Source organism: Candidatus Izemoplasma sp. (genome assembly GCA_036172455.1).
In the GTDB taxonomy this organism is placed as follows: domain Bacteria; phylum Bacillota_I; class Bacilli_A; order Izemoplasmatales; family Izemoplasmataceae; genus JAIPGF01.
Genome location: JAXKVY010000002.1, coordinates 21,904 through 42,213, shown reverse-complemented (window position 1 = coordinate 42,213; position 20,310 = coordinate 21,904). Strand labels below are relative to the sequence as shown.

Genomic DNA, 20,310 nt, shown 5'->3' with positions numbered 1-20,310 from the left:
TTAAAGACGTACAGCCAACCATGTTAGTATTCATGGTGATCTTTTTGATGGTGAGTGCGTTTTTCAGCATGAGTGAAACCATCTTTTCAAGTGTCAGTCCAATCCGTTTAAGAACGTATATTGAGGATGGGCGTAAAGGCAGTAAGAAAGCATTATGGATTACCGAAAACTTTGATAGAACAATCACTACAATCTTAGTTGGAAACAACTTAGCTAATATCGCACTTGCAACATTGAGTGTTAGTGTCTTTTCTGTTATATTTAATGGAAATGAAACAATCGTTAATGTGATGAACACCGTAGTGATGACCATTATCATCTTAATTTTTGGGGAAATCATCCCAAAAAGTTTTGCGAAAATTAATGCTGATAAACTCGCCTTGTTAACAAGTCAGATTTTGTATGTCGTGATAGTGGTTTTAAAACCTATCACATGGATTTTTATTAAAATAAAGAATAGTATCTTAAATGATAATCGAGAATTTTTAGTCAGTGTCACGGGAAATGAGTTAGTCACCATTATTGATACAATGGAAGAAGAAGGAGCAATCGATCAAGAAGAAGCACAAATGTTACAAAGTGTACTCGATCTTGGCGAAAAACGGGTTGGAGATATTATGACCCCACGTGTGGATATGGTCGCGATTGATATCGAAGATGATACGATTGATGATGTGAAAGCACTCTTCTTTGAACATCAGTTCTCGCGGTTACCTGTTTTTAAAGAAAGTCGAGACAATATTATTGGAATCTTGCATGAACGGGATTTCTTTGCCAGTATCATTCAAGATAAACCACTTGACATTCGTAAAATGATGCAAAGACCTATGTATGTTTCAAAAAGTATGCGTGTAGATACCTTAATTGAACTCTTACAACGTGAAAGTTTACACTTGGCTGTTGTGAGTGGTGAATATGGGGGAACCAGTGGTATTGTCACAATGGAAGATGCCCTTGAAGAACTTGTTGGTGAAATATATGATGAACATGATGAAATTGAAGAAGTATTCATCAGTCCAATCGATGAAAACACCTATGGCATTAATGCCGATATTGATATAGAAGATTTATTTGAAGATTTAGATATAGGAAATCCACCTGAAACCCATTATGCTTCACTTGGTGGATGGCTCTACGATGTTATGGAAGAGATTCCAGAGGTCGATGAGACGTATACTTTAATTCAAGAAATACCAAATTTCGATCATGATGATGACGAACCGACTTACTTGACTTTAAAATTTGTCATTAAGGAAATGAAGGAACGTCGTATTAGTTACGTTATTCTAACGATTAACGAGGCCTTAGAATAGAAAAGAGGGTTTCCTCTTTTTCTTAATGTATGGAGGTGAAACAATGGAAAGATTACAAAAAGTGATTGCCCACAGTGGCCTAACATCACGTAGAAAAGCAGAAGAGATGATTACTGATGGACGGGTAACTGTCAATGGTGATACCGTGACAGAACTGGGCACCAAAGTCACCTCAAAGGATGTTGTGATGGTCGATGGGAAACCAATCAAAAAAGAAGAACATGTCTACTATGTCTTATATAAACCACGCAATGTCATCAGTACCACCGATGATGAATTAGATCGAGAAACTGTATTAAACTATATACAAACAGAAAAACGCATATACCCAGTTGGGCGTTTGGATTTTGACACCTCGGGTGTTTTACTCTTAACCAACGATGGGGAGCTAACCAATTTACTGATTCATCCAAGTCATAACTTAGAAAAAGAATACGAAGTAACGGTTAAAGGGTTTTTACGTAAAGAGGAATCGAAAACCTTATGCCGTGGTATAAAGTTAGATGGAACAATGACTAAAAAAGCTAAAATAATGGATGTATCCTACAATACAAACAAAGAAATTTCACATTGCCGGATTATTATTACAGAAGGAAGAACCCATCAAGTGAAAAGAATGTTTGAAAGTGTAGGGCACCCTGTGTTATCATTGAAAAGGGTCAGGTTTGGACCTGTCACTTTGAAACACTTACGAGTCGGCGAATATCGCCGCATCACGCCTCATGAGATTAAACAATTAAGACATCAGGCAAAACATTAGTGAAATCATTGTGTAAATATTAAATTATTTGTTATAATAAAAATTGGTCATAAATGAGGTGAGACGATGCCAACTGTTCAAATTGCCATAGATGGTCCAGCGGGAGCTGGTAAAAGTACTGTTGCAAAACATGTTGCAAAACATTTGAACATCACCTATATTGATACTGGTGCAATGTATCGAGCAATTACGCTCAAAGCACTACAATTAAATATTGACTTAGATGATGCAAAAAGTTACATATTCGTCAAAGACACCGCATTTCAATTTAATGATCATCACATTTATATGGATGGCGTTGATGTATCCGCTAAAATCCGTGAAACAAATGTGACTGCTCATGTCTCAAAAGTCTCATCAGTTCCGTATGTCAGACAAGCTTTAGTCGCCTTACAACGCGACTTAGCAAAAACAGAGTCTGTCGTAATGGATGGAAGAGATATCGGGACAAACGTCTTAGTTGACGCAACCCACAAATTCTTTTTGACCGCAACAATTGATGAGCGGGCAAGAAGACGTTATTACGATAACTTGAATCGTGGGATTAAAAGCAACTTAGATGATATTAAAAAGGATATTGCCAGACGTGATTATTTAGATACCACCCGGCAAGTGAATCCGTTAAAGCCTGCGGAAGACGCAGTGATTATTGATACATCCAACTTAACGCTAGATGAAGTTATTACTTTAATTATAGAAAATATTGGAGAGGTCGAAGAACATGGAATTTAAGATGACGATACCTAAGAGAGGTAAAATCGTAAAAGGAACAGTCTTTCTTGTGAAAGACAAAGAGTGCTATGTAGACATCAAAGCACCGAAAGATGGAATTATTTATAAGGAGCATCTCACATTAGAAGAGATCGATTCTTGTAAAGATGTCGTAAATGAAGGAGATGAACTGGAGTTTAAAATCACAAATGTAGATGATGAAAGTTCACAGATTTTGTTATCACGTATCGCTGTGTTACGTCGTGAAAAACGTAAAGAGTTTGATGAATTTGCGAAAAAAGATGAAATCTTTGAAGCAAAAGTCGTGAAAACAAATAATCATGGACTTATCTTAAGATATAAAGGTGTTGAACTGTTTATGCCAGCGAGTCATATTGACGTGAAACGCGTTAGAATTGATGACTTTAAAGGTAAAACACTTGAGTGTAAAGTGATTGAACATAACAATCGTCGTAGTGTTGTTTCTCGTAAAGTTGTTTTAAGAGAAAAATTAAAACAAGAGAAAAAAGAAGAATACGACAATATTGAAGTTGGAGACGTCTTTACTGGTAAAGTAGTGAATGTCCTTGATTTCGGTGCGTTTATATCAATTGGTAAAAACGACGGGTTATTACACCGTAGTCAAATCTCACATTATCGTGTCAACAATGCGAAAGAAGTTATTAACGTTGGCGACGAAGTAAAAGTTGAAGTTATTTCAAAAGACAAAGGTAAAATTGGTCTTAGTGCGAAAAAACTGAAACCAACCCCTTGGCAAGAATTTGCTGAAGATCACAAAGTTGGCAATGAAGTCGAAGGTACAATTGTGAAAAAAATGGCTAACGCAATGTTATTAGAAGTTGCGAAAGAAGTTGTTGGGATCATGAATGAAAAAGATTATTCATGGAACCCGAAAGACAACTTAGCTGGTGAGGTTGAAGAAGGCGACACATTAAACGTTAAAATCTTAAGTATTGATACGAAAAAACGCCGCATGAGTTTATCGAAGAAGCATTTAGAATATAACCCATGGAAAGACGTTAGTGTCAAAGTTAACGAAGAAGTTAGCGGGACTGTTAAAGAAATTCAACAAAACGGTGCGATTGTCGAAGTACAAGGTGTTAACGCATTCTTGCCAATCGGAGAAATAAGCGATGAACATGTTGATGAAATTGCAAATCATATTAAAGTTGATGAAGCAATCAACGCACTTGTAACTGAACTTGACAAACGTAATTGGCACATGAAAATTAGCATCAAAGCCTTAAAGAACAAAAAAGAACGTGAAACGTTCAAACAATACAAAAAAGAAGAAAAAACAATGAACGCGCCAACACTTGGTGAAATGTTCAAAGAAAAATTTGACGATTTAAAAAATAACGAACACTAAGACACATACATAGGTGGTGGTGACTATGCTACCAACTGTCGCAATCGTCGGGCGTCCGAACGTAGGAAAGTCTTCCTTATTTAACCGTATTGTTGGTGATCGTTTATCCATCACTGATGATATGCCGGGCATAACCCGTGACAGAATTTACGCAAAAGCCGAATGGCTAACACAAGAATTTCATATTATAGATACAGGAGGCATCGATTTTAACGATGCCCCTTTTATCCATGAAATCAAATCACAAGCTGAAATCGCAATCGATGAAGCAGATGTGATTATTTTGTTATGCGATGTACGCACAGGGGTTACTGATGATGACATGTTCATTGCGAAGATGTTATACAAAGCTGATAAACCTGTTGTTGTCGCATTAAACAAAGCCGATAACAAAGAACTAACAGTTAATCAATTTGAGTTTTATAGTTTAGGACTAGGCGATCCAATCCCCGTCTCAACATTACATGGAATTGGTGTTGGTGACTTACTTGATGAGGTCTTAGACAAAATGCCAAAGATAGAAGAAGTTGACTATGCAGAAGACAGAATCCGTCTCGCATTAATCGGACGACCAAATGTCGGAAAATCCTCATTAACCAACGCGTTAGTTGGAAAAGACCGCGTTATCGTCTCTCCAATCAAGGGGACAACCCGTGATAGTGTTGATACCTTATTTACCTATTATGAACAAGATTATGTTGTGATTGATACAGCGGGATTACGAAAACGTGGTAAAGTCTATGAAAACGCCGAAAAATATTCTGTCTTACGGGCAATGAGCGCAATAGAACGCAGTGATATCTGTCTTATCATGATTGACGCCGAAACTGGCATCAGAGAACAAGATAAAAAAATCGCAGGTTACGCGGTTGACGCTAATAAAGGAATTATCATTGTTGTTAATAAGTGGGATGCAGTTGAGAAAAATACCCAAACCATGCAACGCTGGATTGAAGAAATTAGAGCGCATTTCCAATTTATTACCTACGCACCAATTGTCTTTGTCAGTGCACTCAAAAAACAACGACTCCATACCATATTCCCTGAAATCAATACTGTTTTCCACAACTATACACGTCGCGTACAAACAAGTGTCTTAAATGATGTCTTATTAGATGCGTTTTATGTCACGCCACCTAAATTACATAAAGGCGAGAAACTAAAACTCTTCTATGCGACACAAGTGAATACTAAGCCACCTACATTTGTCTTCTTTGTGAATAATGAACATGCGATGCACTTTAGTTATAAACGCTATTTAATCAATCGGCTCCGGGATGCTTTTGAATTTACCGGGACACCGATTAAAATCATATTAAGGAAGCGTGATTAGATGAAAATAACTGTCATTGGTGGAGGATCTTGGGGACTAGGCTTATCCACTGTCTTACATGAGAACGGACACGATGTCTTAGTGTATGATACCAACACAAAAATTATTGATAAGATTAATCGACTTCATATATGTTATCAGCTGAATGCTGATATCCCTAAAGCCATTAACGCCACAAACGATATAAAAGAAGCAGTTAATTATAGCAATGTTTTATTATTTGTTGTCCCAACAAAAGTTGTCAGGCAAGCACTTAAAGCAGTTAATCAAGAATTAACGGAAGCAAAACTATTCATAAACGCTGCCAAAGGGATTGAACCTAATACCTTTATGCGTATGAGTGAAGTATTTTATGATGAAATTGATAATGAATACATTGATGGATTTGTTGCCTTAAGTGGTCCAAGTCATGCTGAAGAAGTCATACAAAAAATGACCACCCTCGTTACAGCCGCAAGTGATAATGATGAAGATGCCTTATTTGTCCAACATCTTTTTCACAATCAAAACTTCTTTAGAGTCTATACATCAACCGATTTAAAAGGGGTTGAACTTGGTGGGGCATTAAAAAATATTTTTGCCTTAGCGAGTGGGTTAATTAGTGGTAAAGGACTAGGCGATAATGCTAAAGCTGCCCTGATTACCCGTGGCCTTTATGAAATGCGAAAAATTTATGAAGCATACGGAGCTAACCCAGAATCGTTATTAGGACTTACCGGTATTGGGGATTTAGTCGTTACGTGTACAAGCCAACATTCACGTAACTTTCAAGCTGGATATCAAATTGGTCATGGCAAAGACTTAGAAGAAACTTTAAACAACATGACCATGGTTGTCGAAGGTGTTAGAACTTGCGAGGCAGCCTATAACTATGGGAAAAAGTACGATTTAGATTTACCGATAATCAACGCCATTTATTCAATCGTGTTTGATAAAGTAGACCCTGAAAATGCGTACCAAACCCTGTTTGAACGCAGTCGTAAAAAAGAGTTGTAAAAACTCTTTTTTTTATGAAACAGGCGTTTACAAAATAGCAAAGCCAAGAAGTGAAACTTTATAGAAATTTATGTAAATATATGTGAAAGCGATATTTATCTTGCAATAAAGCCGAGAAACTGCTATAATAAACTTAGTTTAAAAAAAATAGGAGGTAAGATAATGAACAAAACAGAATTAATTGCAAAAGTTGCAGAAGTTTCAGGTTTAACAAAGAAAGATTCTGAATTAGCGTTGAATACTACATTAGACGTTATTAAAGATTCATTAGTTTCAGGGGAAAAAGTCGTGCTAACAGGATTTGGAACATTTGAAGTAAGACACCGTAAAGCGCGTGTAGGACATAATCCAAGAACAAACGAGAAAATTCAAATTCCTGCACAAAAATCACCTGCTTTCAAAGCTGGTAAGGTCTTAAAAGAAGCTGTAAGATAACGACAATTTTAAAAAATACCACATTCGGTGTGGTATTTTTTTTGAATATATGATAGATTTGATGTGAAGACATTGTAAGGAGGATACCAATGGTTGATTTTACAAAATATCAAGAATATGGCACCAATACAAGTGAATCAATCTATATTGCCGCATTAAACAATGATTGCGCATATATTATTGAATATGTGAAACATAACCATGACATTCACATTAAAGATCAGCGCCAACAAACCTTGTTACATTTAGCAGTGAGAAATAAGGCGTATGAGGCAATTCAATTATTACTGGAGTTAGAAATTGATGTCAATGCCAAAGATAAGTTTGGTGATACCGCCTTACATATAGCGACGCATATGGGGAGTCGTCAAATAATTAACTATTTATTACACAAAAAGATTGACTTAAATGTACAAAACCAATCAAAAGAACGTCCCCTTCATAAAGCTTGTTTAAAAGGGAATAGGGAGATTGTTGCGCTATTGTTAGAAGAAGGCGCAGATATTCATGTCTTTGATGAACAAAGAGTTAGTGTGATTCAAAAGGCAATTAAAAGTAAAAGCTTGAAATTGGTAAAACAACTTGTAAAAGCTGGGGCATTGATTAATACCACTGATCGTGAAGGGATGACGTCCCTCCATTACGCCGCAAAGTATGGCACTGTCGATATAGTGAAATACCTACTTGAATTAGGTGTTAACCCATATGCTAAAACAGAATATGCGTTAACCCCATTACATTTAGCTGTTGAACACCCAAATTATGATATGGTCCATCACTTTATAAATAGTGGATGCACATCATATGATCAATCGACCTTTAATGAATCACCGTATGATATTGCACAGAAAAAAGGAAACTATGAGGCCATAGAAATCTTTAATCAGTTAAAAAATGATCACACTTATCAAGACAATTTAAAAGCCTGTCCGTTATGCCTGGCAGTCATTAAAAATGAGTTTGATTTTGCGTTTAGTTTATCTGAACGTGTTGATGTCAATCAACGTGATCAATTCGGTAATACCCCATTATTTTATGCGATGATGAATAAAGAAACGATGTTAGTTGAGAAGTTAATCAAGCACGGGGCACGTGTTGATGACATTGATCACGCCCATTTTGATGCCGTGTACTATGCAGTGTTAATTCGTGATAAAGACATTTTCACACAAGTATTAGGTCATACAAAGAATTTAGATAAAACCTATTTAGGATATTCAGTCAATCAGTTCTTGAGTTTGACCAAAGCCTATGATTTATTAGATATACTAAAAAAGAGTGATGCATAATCACTCTTTTATAATGCGGTAAACATTGTGATACTTACCATAAGATTAAATAGCATATGAACGACAATAGGGATGAATAGTTTTTTATTTGAATAGTGATACAATAATGCTAGAACAACACCAAGTAAAGCGTAGGAAACGATTTGAATCCAGTTGTCAGAAGCGACGTGAATAAACCCAAAGATTATCCCGCTTAAAAGAATAACAACAAAGGGTTCTTTAATTTTAATCCGTTCTAATAGGTCGAAGATAGCTTTTCTAAAGACAAGCTCTTCAACGGGTGGTGCGAGTAACACCGCGAAGATTAAAAGCGCTATCTGGTCAAAGGTTGTTCCTGATGAGATTAACAAATTTAATTGCGCTTGATTTACAGACGTATCTGTCACATTTAATATGTACATAATAATACCAGCAATAGTGGATGCGCCAAGCATGGCACCAAAGCCGATGACAATGAACATAAGCACTTGTATTTTATTGTTTATCGCCTTGCGCCATTCGGTTTTCCAGAATCCAAAGAATAATACAATATATAACAGTAACATCATTCCATAATAAAAAATATTACTGAGTGAGTTAACCCGGATAAACTGAGATTGGATATCAACATTTAAGTTAAATCCATAAATAAGTAATAATTGAAACCCAAGTAATACAATTAACATGCCGACATATATTCCGATAATTTTAAATTCATTAATTTTAAACATAGGTGACTCCTTTTGTTAAATTCTTATTCTATTATATCATATAATATCAAGATTCAAAGCGGAAAGGTTTCATATTTTCGTGATTATATTTGACTTCAATAAAATAAGTTGGTATTATTAGTAAAGTCAAGGAAAGTGAAATTATAAAGGGTGATAAAATGGCAAAAAAATCATTTGCAGTTATTGGATTAGGACGCTTTGGGGAAAGTGTTGTTAGAGAATTAATTGAGCAAGATGCAGATGTATTAGTAATTGATCGTGATCCAGAACGGATTGCAAAACTGAGTAAAATTGCAACCCACGCAGTAACGTTAGATGCTACTGATGAACTAGCATTAAAAGAAGTTGGTATCAACAGTGTTGATCACGTTATTGTTTCGATTGGGAATGACTTACAAAGCAGTATCATGGCAACATTAATCTTAAAAGAACTGGGTGTTAAAAAAGTTACGGTTAAAGTCCTAAATGATGATCATGCGAAAGTTGTTGCAAAACTTGGCGCAGATGAGATTGTACAACCAGAAAAACAATCTGGCCGTCGTTTAGCAAGCCGTATTGTATCTGACAATGTGCTTGACTTTATTGATTTAAATGAAAGTCATAGCTTTATTGTTGTGAACGCGACTGAAAAAATCATCAGTTCAACCATCGTGAATTTAGATGTACGTAATCGTTACAATATTAATGTGGTAGCTATTCGTCGTGAAGGAGATATCTTAATTCCTAACGCCGATACATTAATCGAAGAAAGTGACTCATTACTACTTATTGGTAGTAATGCTGACTTACATAAATTTAATACATGGCTAAAAAAATAAGCAATTTTGCTTATTTTTTTGATACAGTAAATAACGAGGTGACCTATGAAAGAAATAGTAATCGCAACAAAAAATCCTAATAAAGTAACCGAAATGACCAATTTATTAGAACCACTAGGGTATGCTGTTAAAACACTTTATGATTATCCTGAAATTGGGCCCATAGAAGAAACCGGAGATACCTTTAAAGAGAATGCATTAATTAAGGCAAAAACACTCGCAGAACACACAAAGACAATGTGTGTGGCAGATGATAGCGGCTTAGAAGTCTATGCATTAGATAAAGCTCCCGGAATCTATAGTGCACGGTATGCGAAAGAGAACGCAACATATGATGATAATAACCGTAAACTCTTAAAAGAGATGAAAGGGAAAACCGATCGGAAAGCACGGTTTGTCACAGTAATCTGTCTTTATGAAGAAGGAAAAGAACCATTATTCTTTGAATCCACCCTAAATGGACAGATAGCTAAAGAATTTAAAGGCCTCAATGGGTTTGGCTATGATCCTTTATTTATTGTCAAAGGAACAGACAAACACTTAGCAGAATATTCTTTACAGGAAAAAAATGCATTTAGCCACCGGGCAAAAGCCTTGAAAAAATTAATTACATATTTAAAAGAAGACTAAACTTTGTTATAATTTAAAAGAAGTAAAAAAAGGAGGTTATTATGGCATCATTAAAAGAAACGCAAACAGAACAAAACCTACTCAAAGCATTTGCGGGAGAATCACAAGCACGTAATCGTTATACAATGTTTGCTGATGTAGCGCAAAAAGAGGGGTATGAACAAATCGCAGATATGTTTTTAGAAACCGCTCAAAATGAATTTGAACACGCACGGATCTTCTTTAATCACTTAGAAGGTGGTATGGTTGAAATTACCGCGAGTTATCCAGCTGGGGTAGAAAGTACCACAGACGAAAACTTAAAGGCTGCCGCAGAAGGTGAAAACGAAGAATGGACAGAATTGTATCCAGAATTCGCTAAAGTAGCTGATGAAGAAGGATTTCCTAAGATTGCCGCATCATTTCGTATGATCGCAAAGATTGAAAAAGACCATGAAGAACGCTTTAATAAACTCTTCAATAACATTGAAGAGGATATTGTTTTCCAAACTGAAGAAGCAACAGTTTGGTATTGTCGTAAATGTGGACATGTCCACATTGGCAAAAGAGCGCCTGGAATGTGCCCTGTGTGTAAACATAGAAAAGCATTTTATGAGCGTAAAAAAACCAATTACTAGGCACATAATTTTGTGCCTTTTTTTCTTTGCTAACACTTTACAATAATTATATTTTGTGTGTCATCTGCGGTATGCTATAATAGTATAAAGAGGTGATTTTATGGTAAAGATACTGATATTTAGCGATGCACACGGTGATTCAGATGCAATTAAACGTGTTTTAGAGTGGCAACAAGATGCGGAATATAAAATATCACTTGGTGATTTAGAGATAGAAGAAGACCTATTACTCGAACACGATGTTATTTATGTCTCAGGTAATTCTCGACATGACCCGGGATTTACCGATGAAAATAGTGTATCGATTCATAATCATAAAATCTTAATTACCCATGGTCATAAATATAAAGTACAAAAGAACTTAAAACGACTGATGAGCCAATGTAAAGCAGAACACTATAGTATCGCGTTATATGGCCATACTCATATGGCGAGTTATCAAGAGATATCAGGCATTACCTTTATAAATCCTGGGAGCATTTCAAGACCACGAAACACCTTGCCACCCACCTATTGTGTGCTCACTATTGATGAACACGGCCTGACGTGTCAGTATTATGATGCGATTCAGAATCAAGCGATAACGTTTAATGAGTAGGTGATGATATGATTGGATATATCGGTCATGAACAAAGCTTAGATTTTTATGCAGGCGCAACTTTTTACGTGAAAGATGAACTCGTTGGGTTTAAAACCATTGGGCGCCTTTTTCATGCGTTAAAAGCTGGTGAAGTTGTCGGTATTTTAATGCCTTATATTACCGGTAAAGATGGGTTATTAGAAGATGGTATTGCACGTGTTGCGCATCATCATTTTCATATTGAACGTGAGATTGTCTTAGATGTGACCTTATCTTTAGTTGCTAAACAACCAAAGATAGAACACATTAAAGAACTGATTGTAACCTATGACGATTATCAAGCTTGTTACCAACATATCCAACAGTTATCCCATGTACAAAAGAAAACCTTTGTTGAGTCAAGGTATGATGCGTTACAACACGTAAAAACAGAAAACCAAGCTGCGATTGTCTCTAATTATCAACCGCATGCCCTAGATACGTTAAAAACAAATTTAAGAGACTACGCCCATAATAAACATGTGTTCTTATTGGTGGGGCAAACCTTAAAATCGTTAGGATTTCATAATCGGGTCATGTTACAAGTGACCTTTGAAAGCACATCTCGCTTTAAAGTATATGATGTACTACATGAAGCAGTGATGTCTAATATTAAGGTATCGAATATATCGAGTATTCATAAAGGAAGCACGGAAGACCAAACCCTATTATTAACACTTCATGAACAATTAGAACATGATAATATGATTCAACTTTTAACCTTGTTAAAACAAAAAGCAAAACATGTTCAAATACTCGGTAGTTATTTTTCAAAGTAGGCGATAAAATGAAACTAACAACAAAAATTGTATTAAGTATATCGATCATTTTGCTTATTATATCACTTGTTATTGTATCGTATACGCATAATCCATATATCGCTAGTGATGCGATGTATGACGCGTTAACTGTAACAGATTATACTGAGACAAGCGAAACTTATCAGTTTAGTGACGAAGCAAATACACAAGAGATTATCATTATACCAGGGGGATTAGTTGATGCGTCAGCGTATTTATATTTAGGCAGTGAGTTGTTTACATATGGATATGATGTGACAATCATTAAACCACCATTCTATTTAGCAATCATCTCACCTAATCAAGCGAAACAGTATATATCCTCTGATAAAGAGACTATTCTCATTGGACATTCACTTGGCGGTGTTGTGGCAGGAAGTATCGCTTCAAGTGAAGATGTAGAGTCACTGGTTTTACTCGCGAGTTATGCGACAAATGATGTCACAGACATGCCTGTGTTATCGATTCGAGGGAGTAATGACTTGATTCTTGATAGCAAAGCCTATAACGATAATTTTGAACAGTTTAGTACTGCTAAAGAAGTGGTTTTGGATGGTGGAAATCATAGTCAGTTTGGCTGGTATGGCCATCAAAAAGGCGACGGAGAAGCAACCTTAACACCCAAACAACAACAAGATTTGATTATAAATGAAATTATAACTTTTTTAGGAGGTAATTATGACAACTAAAGAACGTATAGAACGAAACCGAAAAGCAATTAAAGAAAATTGGAAAGATTTAAGAGAGATTGAAAGTGACAGACATGCCGGTAAAGAACGACCACCCCAATTTAAAGAACCAGATCCAGAGGCGACGTTAATTGAAGTGTTACGTTTGTTTCCGTCAATTGAACAAAAAACATTGACAGAAGTGATCAAAAATAGACGTTCCACACGGCAATATTCAACCATACCACTGACGTTTGAAGAAGTGTCTTATTTACTGTATGAAACAAGTCGCGTTGTCTCCTTTAAAGAGCGTGCAGTGTTCCGTACGATCCCAACAGGTGGCGCAACGAATGCGATGGAAACATATGTGTATTTTAACAATGTCGATGGTTATGACAAAGGGCTTTATCACTATGTTCAAGACAGTCATGAACTAGCGTTACTTAAAAAAGGTGAGAACTTAGAAGATGACGTAAACGAAGCGCTGTATCAACAACTACGCGGTGCGAGTGTTGTCTTTTTCTTCAGCGCAGTCCCTTATCGTAGTGAATACAAATATGCTTTTTGTGCGCATAAAATGATTGCGATTGAAGCAGGTCATGCAGGACAAAACCTAAGCTTAGCTGCTGAGGTAATTGACGCAGGCGCCTGTGCTATTGCGGCATACCGGCAAGATTTAGTCGATCAATTACTTAACTTAGATGGTGAAGAAGAGTTCGCTACATACGCTTTTACAGTCGGTAAAAAGTAGGTGTTAGCGGTTACAGTTTTACACTTTTGAGTGAATTGTAGCCGCTTTTTTGATACAATATATATGATTGATTGAAAGGGGTTTTTACAATGACAAAAAAATGGTGGCAAGATGCCATAATATATCAATTATATATACGCAGCTTTTACGATGCCAATAACGATGGCATTGGTGATTTTAAAGGGCTGATAGATAAGTTAGATTATTTAGACCGTTTAGGGGTTGATGCGGTGTGGGTGAGTCCTCATTATCAATCACCTATGGATGATAATGGGTATGATGTCAGTGATTATTATAGGGTCAGTGAAGATTACGGCACATTAGATGATGTAAAAACATTCATTGAAAAAGCACACGCCCGTGATATCAAGGTCATCTTTGACTTAGTCTTAAACCATACATCTGATGAACATCCATGGTTTCAAGCCGCAAAAGATCCCAAGCATCCTGACCATGAAAAATATCATGATTACTATATTTGGCAACCACCCAAATATACCGATGAAGGAACAAGAACGATGCCAACCAACTGGCGTAGCTGGTTTGGCGGACCAGTATGGGAATATAATGAAGCAACGAATGAATATTATTTACATATTTTTTCTAAGAAGATGCCTGATTTAAATTGGCGTAATGAGGACATGAAAAATGATCTTAAAAACATCATCCAATGGTTAATTGATTTAGGGGTTGATGGGTTCCGTGTAGACGCATCAAACCATTTAGAAAAGAATTGGGATTTTCCAGATGGACATCCGGGATATGAACACTTTTCGAGTTTACCCAAACACCATGCGTATTTAGAAGAACTAGGTATTGAGTTATTTGAACCTAATAACATCTTTACCATGGGGGAAGCGGGTGGCGCAACCAAAGAAGAAGCCTTACAATATTGTGGCTATGACAGTCATGAGTTTAATGTATTAATTCAGTTTGGACATACGTGGGCAGATGTTGATTGGGACAATCAAAAAACGCCAGGGAAATGGGCCAAAGGCACCCTTGATGTGCCATCGATTAAACATAGTTTTAATCACTGGTATGACATGCTTAACGATAAAGGCCATAATGTCATCTATTGGCACAATCATGACCAGCCCCGGATTGTCTCGCATTATGGCAATGATACTGTCTATCGTGAAAGAAGTGCAAAAATGTTATGTCATACGTTGTACTTTATGCCAGGGACAGCGATTGTCTATCAAGGGGAAGAAATTGGTATGACAAATGTTGATTATGATGCGCTTGAAATGTTTAGAGATGTCGAAGTCTATACAGAATATGAGAACTTTATGGATTTTGGCGCAAGTCATGAAGAAGCGATGCAGGCATTAAGAGAGAGAGCGAGAGATAATGCGCGTTCCCCATTCCATTGGGATGATTCAGTGAACGCAGGCTTTAGCCAAACGACACCGTGGATGCCTATAGTCAAGAACTATCCAGTCATTAATTTACAGCGAGAACAAGAAACAGAAGACTCGATTTGGCATACTTATAAAGAGGTCTTTAGTTATCGTAAAACCTTCGATATTGCCCATGGTACAATCACGTTTCTTGACATCGATCATGAAGACGCGTATATGTACCATACTGTAACAAAGACGCATGACGTACTTGTGGTTGCTAATTTTAAAGAACAAGCAACCACAGTTCATTTAGATATTGAGTTAGAGGGATATACCTTATTATTAGCCAATTATGATATCGTACCATTAGCACATGAGATGCGTTTAGCACCTTACGCATCATATGTATATATCAAACAACGATAGGAGCGAACTATGAAAGAATACCGTGTTGTAACAATGCATTCTGAGAATTTAGATAAAGACAAACGGTTGTTTATTTATTTGCCAGAAGATTACACACAAACAGAAACATTTTATCCCGTTCTTTATATGCATGACGGCCAAAATCTATTCGATGATGCAGTTGCCCCTTATGGACAATCATGGCGTATTATTGAACAGTTTCAAATACATGATGACTTACCCAAAATGATCGTCGTGGGGATTGAATCCGATAAAGATGACCGGAGTGATGAGTTAATCCCGTATCGCTTTGAATATTTTGATCACGAAAAAGCTGGCGGAAAAGCAGATGCGTATTTAGATTTTATTACTAGACAAGTGAAACCCTATATTGACAAGCGGTTCCGCACATTAAAAAGCCCAAAACATACCGCATTGATGGGCTCAAGTTTTGGAGCGGTGAATACACTGTATGCGGCGTTAGAATATGAACACTTTTTTAGCCGCTATGCCTGTTTAAGTAACGCCTACTTATTCGAAGGGTTTAAAAATCCAATGGACCAACGCCTTAAAGGAAAAGTATTTACAATATTAAAAAAACTGTATATAGATGTGGGAACAAACGAACATAAGAACATTGACATTCAGAAAACCTATTTATCAAACAATAAAGCATTGAGAGATACATTACAAGCGAAACTCACTAAAGATGCTTTCACATTTAAAATCATAGAAGATGGTAAGCATCATGAAAGTGATTGGGAAAAGCGGTTTGCAGATATCATTCGTGTTTTGTTCCAAGAGGTATAATAGATATGGCTACTCCTTTACATAAGCGCTCTAAAGATGAACTGTGGCAACTTTTTCCAATTCAATTAAGACTGCACAATCCGAATTATACACAATGGTATAACGACGAAAAGACATTACTTGAATCGGTATTAGGGGAAGATATCAAACGCATGAATCATATTGGTAGCACAGCAGTCGATAATCTTCTTGCGAAACCAATCATCGATATTTTATTAGAAGTCGAGGAAGAGACAGACTTAAACGCCTTACTGCCCAAACTCTTTAACCATGACTACATCAATATGAATCCAGAACAGACAGTATTACCTAAGTTAATCATCAAAGGGTATACTGAAGAAGGATTTAATGACCGTGTATTTCATTTACATATCCGACCACTTAGTGATCACAATGAACTCTATTTCCGGGACTATTTAATTGAATTTAATGCGGTAAAAGAAGCGTATGCGGAACTGAAAAAAAGGTTGTTTAAATCCTTTGAGCATCATCGTGAACACTATACTGATGGAAAAACTGACTTTATTAACCGTCATACTGAGGCAGCGAGAAAACGGTATAAAGACAGATATAAGCCAATAAAAAAGTCAATCAAACGCTAAAGTTTGATTGACTTTTATGTTTTATTAACCCAAGTATCTGCCCAATGTTGTAACGCATCTAAGACAGGTTTTAAGTCTTTACCTTGCTTTGTAAGTCGATATTCAATCCGAACGGGTGTTTCTGGGAAGACATCTCTAATAACGATATCTGCTTTTTCTAAAGCTTTTAACCGATCTGATAATACTTTACCACTTATTTGTATGTCGCTTTCTAACTCGCTGAAGCGTTTTGGTCCATCCAGTAATTGATGAATAATTAATCCTACCCAGCGCTTTGAAAGTAACGACATGGCGGTTTCAAATTTATGACATATAGCTGTCATCGTATCACCTCTAAGAATAGTATACTATATTTTAAATGAAAAGTAAATTACTTTACAAATTCTAATAACAAATATATAATAGGTTACGAAAAGTAAGTAATAAAAAATAAAGGAGGAAACACATGTTACCACTTAAGATAGGAATCATTTTAGGCAGTATGAGAGAAGGTCGGGTTAGTCCTCATATTGGCAACTGGGTCTATGATAAGGTAAAAGATACCGAAGGGTTAACTTTTGAAATAGTCGATATTAAAGCATTCAATTTACCGTTTTTAGGAACGGTTAGTGAGTCATCGAATATCGATAAATGGCAAGCGAAATTAGCTGAGTTTGATGGGTTTATCTTTATTACCTCAGAATATAATCACAGTATTTCAGGTGCGTTAAAAAATGCGATTGATTTAGTTAAAGATGAATGGCAAGATAAAGTTGCTGGTATTGTAAGCTATGGAAGCGCAGGGGGCGCAAGAGCGGCTGAACACTTGAGAAATATTTTAGCAGAATTACAAGTTGCTACAGTAAGAAGTCATGTCTTATTATCATTATTTGATGACTTTGAAAACTTTAGTGATTTAACCCCGCGAGATTTACATGATGACAATATTAAAGCACAATTAATGCAGTTATTAAAATGGGGAACAGCCTTTAAATCAATCAAATAAAACCATTATCTACACACGCCTAAATTAGGCGTGTGTTTTCATTAGGAATGTGATAAACTATAATTACATTGATGTAAAGGTGATGTGGATGGGAAAAACACAAGCGACACTATTGGTATTTTTTGAATACGGATTAACAATGACAATTGGTGCATTAGTTTTCTATTTATGGGATAGTCTTTTACCCATTATTTTAGAGGTATTTGTGATTGATGTTTTAATGACAGCCTTAATCTTTATGTTTAGTTTAGGTCATAATAACTCAAGTGTATACGACCCTTACTGGAGTGTTATGCCTGTTTTTTTACTGGTTTTAATAGAACCATTTTGGTATTTTGAGACGGTATTACAGACACTGATTGCTTTTTCTGTATTACTATGGAGTCTTCGCTTAACCACGAACTGGGCTGTGCGTTTTAACGGCTTTAATGAAGAAGATTTTCGTTATGTTGAATTCCGCGAAAAATTTAATAAATTCTATTGGTTAATTAGTCTTTTAGCAATCCATTTGTTTCCAACAGTGTTAGTATTTCTTGGACTTTTACCATTGATGATTTTAATCCTTTATGGAACACCACAAATTGCTTTTGTCACCCTAGGTTCTATCATTATTGTTATTGGGGTCATCGTGAGTTTTGTGGCAGATCGACAATTAAGACTACACCGAGAAACACATCCATATAAGCCTATAAAGAGTGGATTATGGTTGTTCTCACGGCATCCTAATTATTTAGGTGAACTCTGTTTTTGGTATGGGATTGCCTTAATGAGCGCACCTATCGGGGTAGCTTACGCAATCGTTGGGATTATACCGATGACACTACTGTTTGAGTTTTATAGCATTCCTAAGATGGAATCACGAACATTAGCTAAAAAGCCAGGATATCAGAATGTGATAGATACTGTTCCTAGATTGTTATCTTTTCCCTATGTTGTAAAACGGGTTATCGAACAATTCAATCCGGTTAAAAAAAGTGAGTAATAACAGATATGTTAATTGGAAATTCAAACTATATAAAAATAGATTACGCCTATCAAGGCCATAATCTGTTTTTTTTTGAAAAAAGTTTAAATAAATCATATTGAATGTAAACATTTACAGAAATTAATCGGTTTTCCTTTACAAAATCATTCATTACAACTATAATGTGAATAGATAACAAAACTATAGGAGGTTAATATTCAATGAAAAAATTATTATTAGTTGTTGCTGCATTTGCGCTAACATTTACTTTAGCTGCATGTGGTGGAGAAACTGAAGAAGGTGCAGACTTTGAAGTAGGTCTCGTTACTGATACTGGTGGAATTGATGATAAATCATTCAACCAAGGTACTTGGGAAGGTATTCAGCGTTTTGCTGAAGACTATAATTTAGCTGAAGATGAATATCGTTATTTACAATCTGATTCTGATGCTGATTATATTCCAAATATTAGTGCGTTTGCTGATGAGCAATTAGACTTAATCATTATGCCAGGTTTCTTATTCTATGATGCATTAGTAGAAGTTTCTGCAAATTACCCAGAACAAAATTTCTTATTAATTGACAGTGTTGTAGATGCTGAAAATGTTGCTTCTGCAGTATTCGCAGAACATGAAGGTTCGTTCTTAGTCGGTGTAGCTGCAGCATTAAAAGCACAAGCTGCTGGTAAAGATACAGTTGGATTTATTGGTGGAGGAGACTTCCCATTAATTCACAAGTTCGAAGCTGGATACGAAGCTGGGGTAATGGCAGTAGATGATACAATGACTGTATTAAGTGATTACGTTGGTGACTTTGTAGATTCACAAACAGGTCAAACATTAGCTGCAAAACAATATGATGATGGTGCTTATGTTATTTATCATGCTGCTGGTGGTGCTGGTAATGGTGTCATTAAAGAAGCAAAAGATCGCCGTACCAATGGTGAAGATGTATGGGTAATCGGTGTTGATAAAGACCAATATGACGAAGGTGTTTACAACGATGCTGGAGATTCAGCTGTATTAACATCAATGGTGAAACGTGTAGATGTTGCGGCTTACGATGTTGCTGAAGCTACTTATGAAGGTAATTTCCCAGGTGGAGAAACCTTAGTATTCAACTTAGAAAATAATGGTGTTGGGTTACCTGAAGAAAATCCAAACTTAACGCAAGACATGTTAGATACAATTGCGGATTACCGTCAACAAATCTTAGATGGTGATATTACGGTACCTGAAGTACCAACACGTCTGCAAGACTAACATTATAATTAACGGGAAAATACCAATTAATCAGGGGTTCTCAAAGAACCCTTGATTTTTTTGTAATTTAGTCTAAAAAATAGGTTAGAAATGATA

Annotated in this window: 23 protein-coding genes; 21 read left to right on the top strand and 2 right to left on the bottom strand. The window is 36.1% G+C overall.

What is annotated here, in order from left to right; all coding sequences use genetic code 11:
• Positions 1-20 precede the first annotated feature (20 nt).
• From UMR38_02835 to UMR38_02800, 8 genes are all read left to right on the top strand, one after another.
• Positions 21-1,313 (top strand): hemolysin family protein, encoded by a 1,293-nt coding sequence (locus UMR38_02835; GenBank protein MEC9484796.1) that lies wholly within the window; start codon positions 21-23, stop codon positions 1,311-1,313.
• Positions 1,314-1,356: 43 nt separating this feature from the next.
• Positions 1,357-2,073, top strand: coding sequence for a pseudouridine synthase (locus tag UMR38_02830; GenBank protein MEC9484795.1), 717 nt, complete (start codon positions 1,357-1,359; stop codon positions 2,071-2,073).
• Between the two features lie 66 nt (positions 2,074-2,139).
• Positions 2,140-2,805 (top strand): (d)CMP kinase, encoded by a 666-nt coding sequence (cmk, locus tag UMR38_02825; GenBank protein MEC9484794.1) that lies wholly within the window; start codon positions 2,140-2,142, stop codon positions 2,803-2,805.
• A complete protein-coding gene (locus tag UMR38_02820) occupies positions 2,795-4,174 on the top strand; it encodes a S1 RNA-binding domain-containing protein (GenBank protein MEC9484793.1) in 1,380 nt (459 codons plus the stop codon). The genes cmk and UMR38_02820 overlap by 11 nt, the downstream gene beginning before the upstream one ends.
• A gap of 25 nt (positions 4,175-4,199) precedes the next feature.
• The gene (der, locus tag UMR38_02815) at positions 4,200-5,507 is read left to right on the top strand and encodes a ribosome biogenesis GTPase Der (GenBank protein MEC9484792.1); all 1,308 of its coding nucleotides are present in this window, start codon (positions 4,200-4,202) and stop codon (positions 5,505-5,507) included.
• On the top strand, positions 5,508-6,503 hold the full coding sequence (locus tag UMR38_02810) for an NAD(P)H-dependent glycerol-3-phosphate dehydrogenase (protein MEC9484791.1): 996 nt from the start codon (positions 5,508-5,510) through the stop codon (positions 6,501-6,503).
• A gap of 162 nt (positions 6,504-6,665) precedes the next feature.
• Positions 6,666-6,938 carry an HU family DNA-binding protein gene (locus UMR38_02805; GenBank protein ID MEC9484790.1) on the top strand — a complete coding sequence of 91 codons (273 nt, stop codon included), beginning with the start codon at positions 6,666-6,668 and terminating at the stop codon, positions 6,936-6,938.
• Positions 6,939-7,027: 89 nt separating this feature from the next.
• Entirely contained in the window at positions 7,028-8,227 is a 1,200-nt protein-coding gene (locus tag UMR38_02800; protein ID MEC9484789.1) for an ankyrin repeat domain-containing protein, read from the top strand.
• Between the two features lie 8 nt (positions 8,228-8,235).
• Here the strand turns inward: UMR38_02800 and UMR38_02795 are convergent, their stop codons facing one another.
• A complete protein-coding gene (locus UMR38_02795; GenBank protein ID MEC9484788.1) occupies positions 8,236-8,937 on the bottom strand; it encodes a CPBP family intramembrane glutamic endopeptidase in 702 nt (233 codons plus the stop codon).
• Positions 8,938-9,095: 158 nt separating this feature from the next.
• Between UMR38_02795 and UMR38_02790 the strand changes: the two genes are divergently transcribed.
• The 10 genes from UMR38_02790 (at position 9,096) to UMR38_02745 (ending at position 17,003) form a co-directional block, all read left to right on the top strand.
• The gene (locus tag UMR38_02790; protein MEC9484787.1) at positions 9,096-9,755 is read left to right on the top strand and encodes a TrkA family potassium uptake protein; all 660 of its coding nucleotides are present in this window, start codon (positions 9,096-9,098) and stop codon (positions 9,753-9,755) included.
• Positions 9,756-9,800: 45 nt separating this feature from the next.
• A complete protein-coding gene (gene rdgB, locus UMR38_02785) occupies positions 9,801-10,385 on the top strand; it encodes an RdgB/HAM1 family non-canonical purine NTP pyrophosphatase (GenBank protein ID MEC9484786.1) in 585 nt (194 codons plus the stop codon).
• Between the two features lie 41 nt (positions 10,386-10,426).
• Entirely contained in the window at positions 10,427-11,002 is a 576-nt protein-coding gene (locus tag UMR38_02780) for a rubrerythrin family protein (GenBank protein MEC9484785.1), read from the top strand.
• A 100-nt stretch (positions 11,003-11,102) separates the two neighbouring features.
• On the top strand, positions 11,103-11,600 hold the full coding sequence (locus UMR38_02775) for a YfcE family phosphodiesterase (protein ID MEC9484784.1): 498 nt from the start codon (positions 11,103-11,105) through the stop codon (positions 11,598-11,600).
• A gap of 8 nt (positions 11,601-11,608) precedes the next feature.
• Positions 11,609-12,400 (top strand): prephenate dehydratase domain-containing protein, encoded by a 792-nt coding sequence (locus UMR38_02770; protein MEC9484783.1) that lies wholly within the window; start codon positions 11,609-11,611, stop codon positions 12,398-12,400.
• 8 nt (positions 12,401-12,408) lie between these two features.
• On the top strand, positions 12,409-13,110 hold the full coding sequence (locus tag UMR38_02765; protein ID MEC9484782.1) for an alpha/beta hydrolase: 702 nt from the start codon (positions 12,409-12,411) through the stop codon (positions 13,108-13,110).
• Complete coding sequence (locus UMR38_02760) at positions 13,100-13,840, top strand: SagB/ThcOx family dehydrogenase (protein MEC9484781.1); 741 nt, start codon at positions 13,100-13,102, stop codon at positions 13,838-13,840. Before UMR38_02765 ends, UMR38_02760 begins: the two co-directional genes overlap by 11 nt.
• A gap of 89 nt (positions 13,841-13,929) precedes the next feature.
• Complete coding sequence (locus UMR38_02755) at positions 13,930-15,612, top strand: alpha-glucosidase (GenBank protein ID MEC9484780.1); 1,683 nt, start codon at positions 13,930-13,932, stop codon at positions 15,610-15,612.
• 9 nt (positions 15,613-15,621) lie between these two features.
• Positions 15,622-16,401 carry an alpha/beta hydrolase-fold protein gene (locus UMR38_02750; protein ID MEC9484779.1) on the top strand — a complete coding sequence of 260 codons (780 nt, stop codon included), beginning with the start codon at positions 15,622-15,624 and terminating at the stop codon, positions 16,399-16,401.
• A gap of 5 nt (positions 16,402-16,406) precedes the next feature.
• Positions 16,407-17,003, top strand: coding sequence for a GrpB family protein (locus UMR38_02745; GenBank protein MEC9484778.1), 597 nt, complete (start codon positions 16,407-16,409; stop codon positions 17,001-17,003).
• A 14-nt stretch (positions 17,004-17,017) separates the two neighbouring features.
• On the opposite strand, the gene UMR38_02740 is transcribed toward UMR38_02745, so the two are convergent.
• Positions 17,018-17,326, bottom strand: coding sequence for a helix-turn-helix domain-containing protein (locus tag UMR38_02740; GenBank protein MEC9484777.1), 309 nt, complete (start codon positions 17,324-17,326; stop codon positions 17,018-17,020).
• A 122-nt stretch (positions 17,327-17,448) separates the two neighbouring features.
• Here UMR38_02740 and UMR38_02735 point away from each other — a divergent pair, with 122 nt between their 5' ends.
• The 3 genes from UMR38_02735 (at position 17,449) to UMR38_02725 (ending at position 20,214) form a co-directional block, all read left to right on the top strand.
• Positions 17,449-17,988 (top strand): NAD(P)H-dependent oxidoreductase, encoded by a 540-nt coding sequence (locus UMR38_02735; GenBank protein MEC9484776.1) that lies wholly within the window; start codon positions 17,449-17,451, stop codon positions 17,986-17,988.
• Positions 17,989-18,076: 88 nt separating this feature from the next.
• Entirely contained in the window at positions 18,077-18,970 is an 894-nt protein-coding gene (locus tag UMR38_02730) for a DUF1295 domain-containing protein (protein MEC9484775.1), read from the top strand.
• A gap of 203 nt (positions 18,971-19,173) precedes the next feature.
• The gene (locus UMR38_02725; GenBank protein ID MEC9484774.1) at positions 19,174-20,214 is read left to right on the top strand and encodes a BMP family protein; all 1,041 of its coding nucleotides are present in this window, start codon (positions 19,174-19,176) and stop codon (positions 20,212-20,214) included.
• Positions 20,215-20,310: the final 96 nt, after the last annotated feature.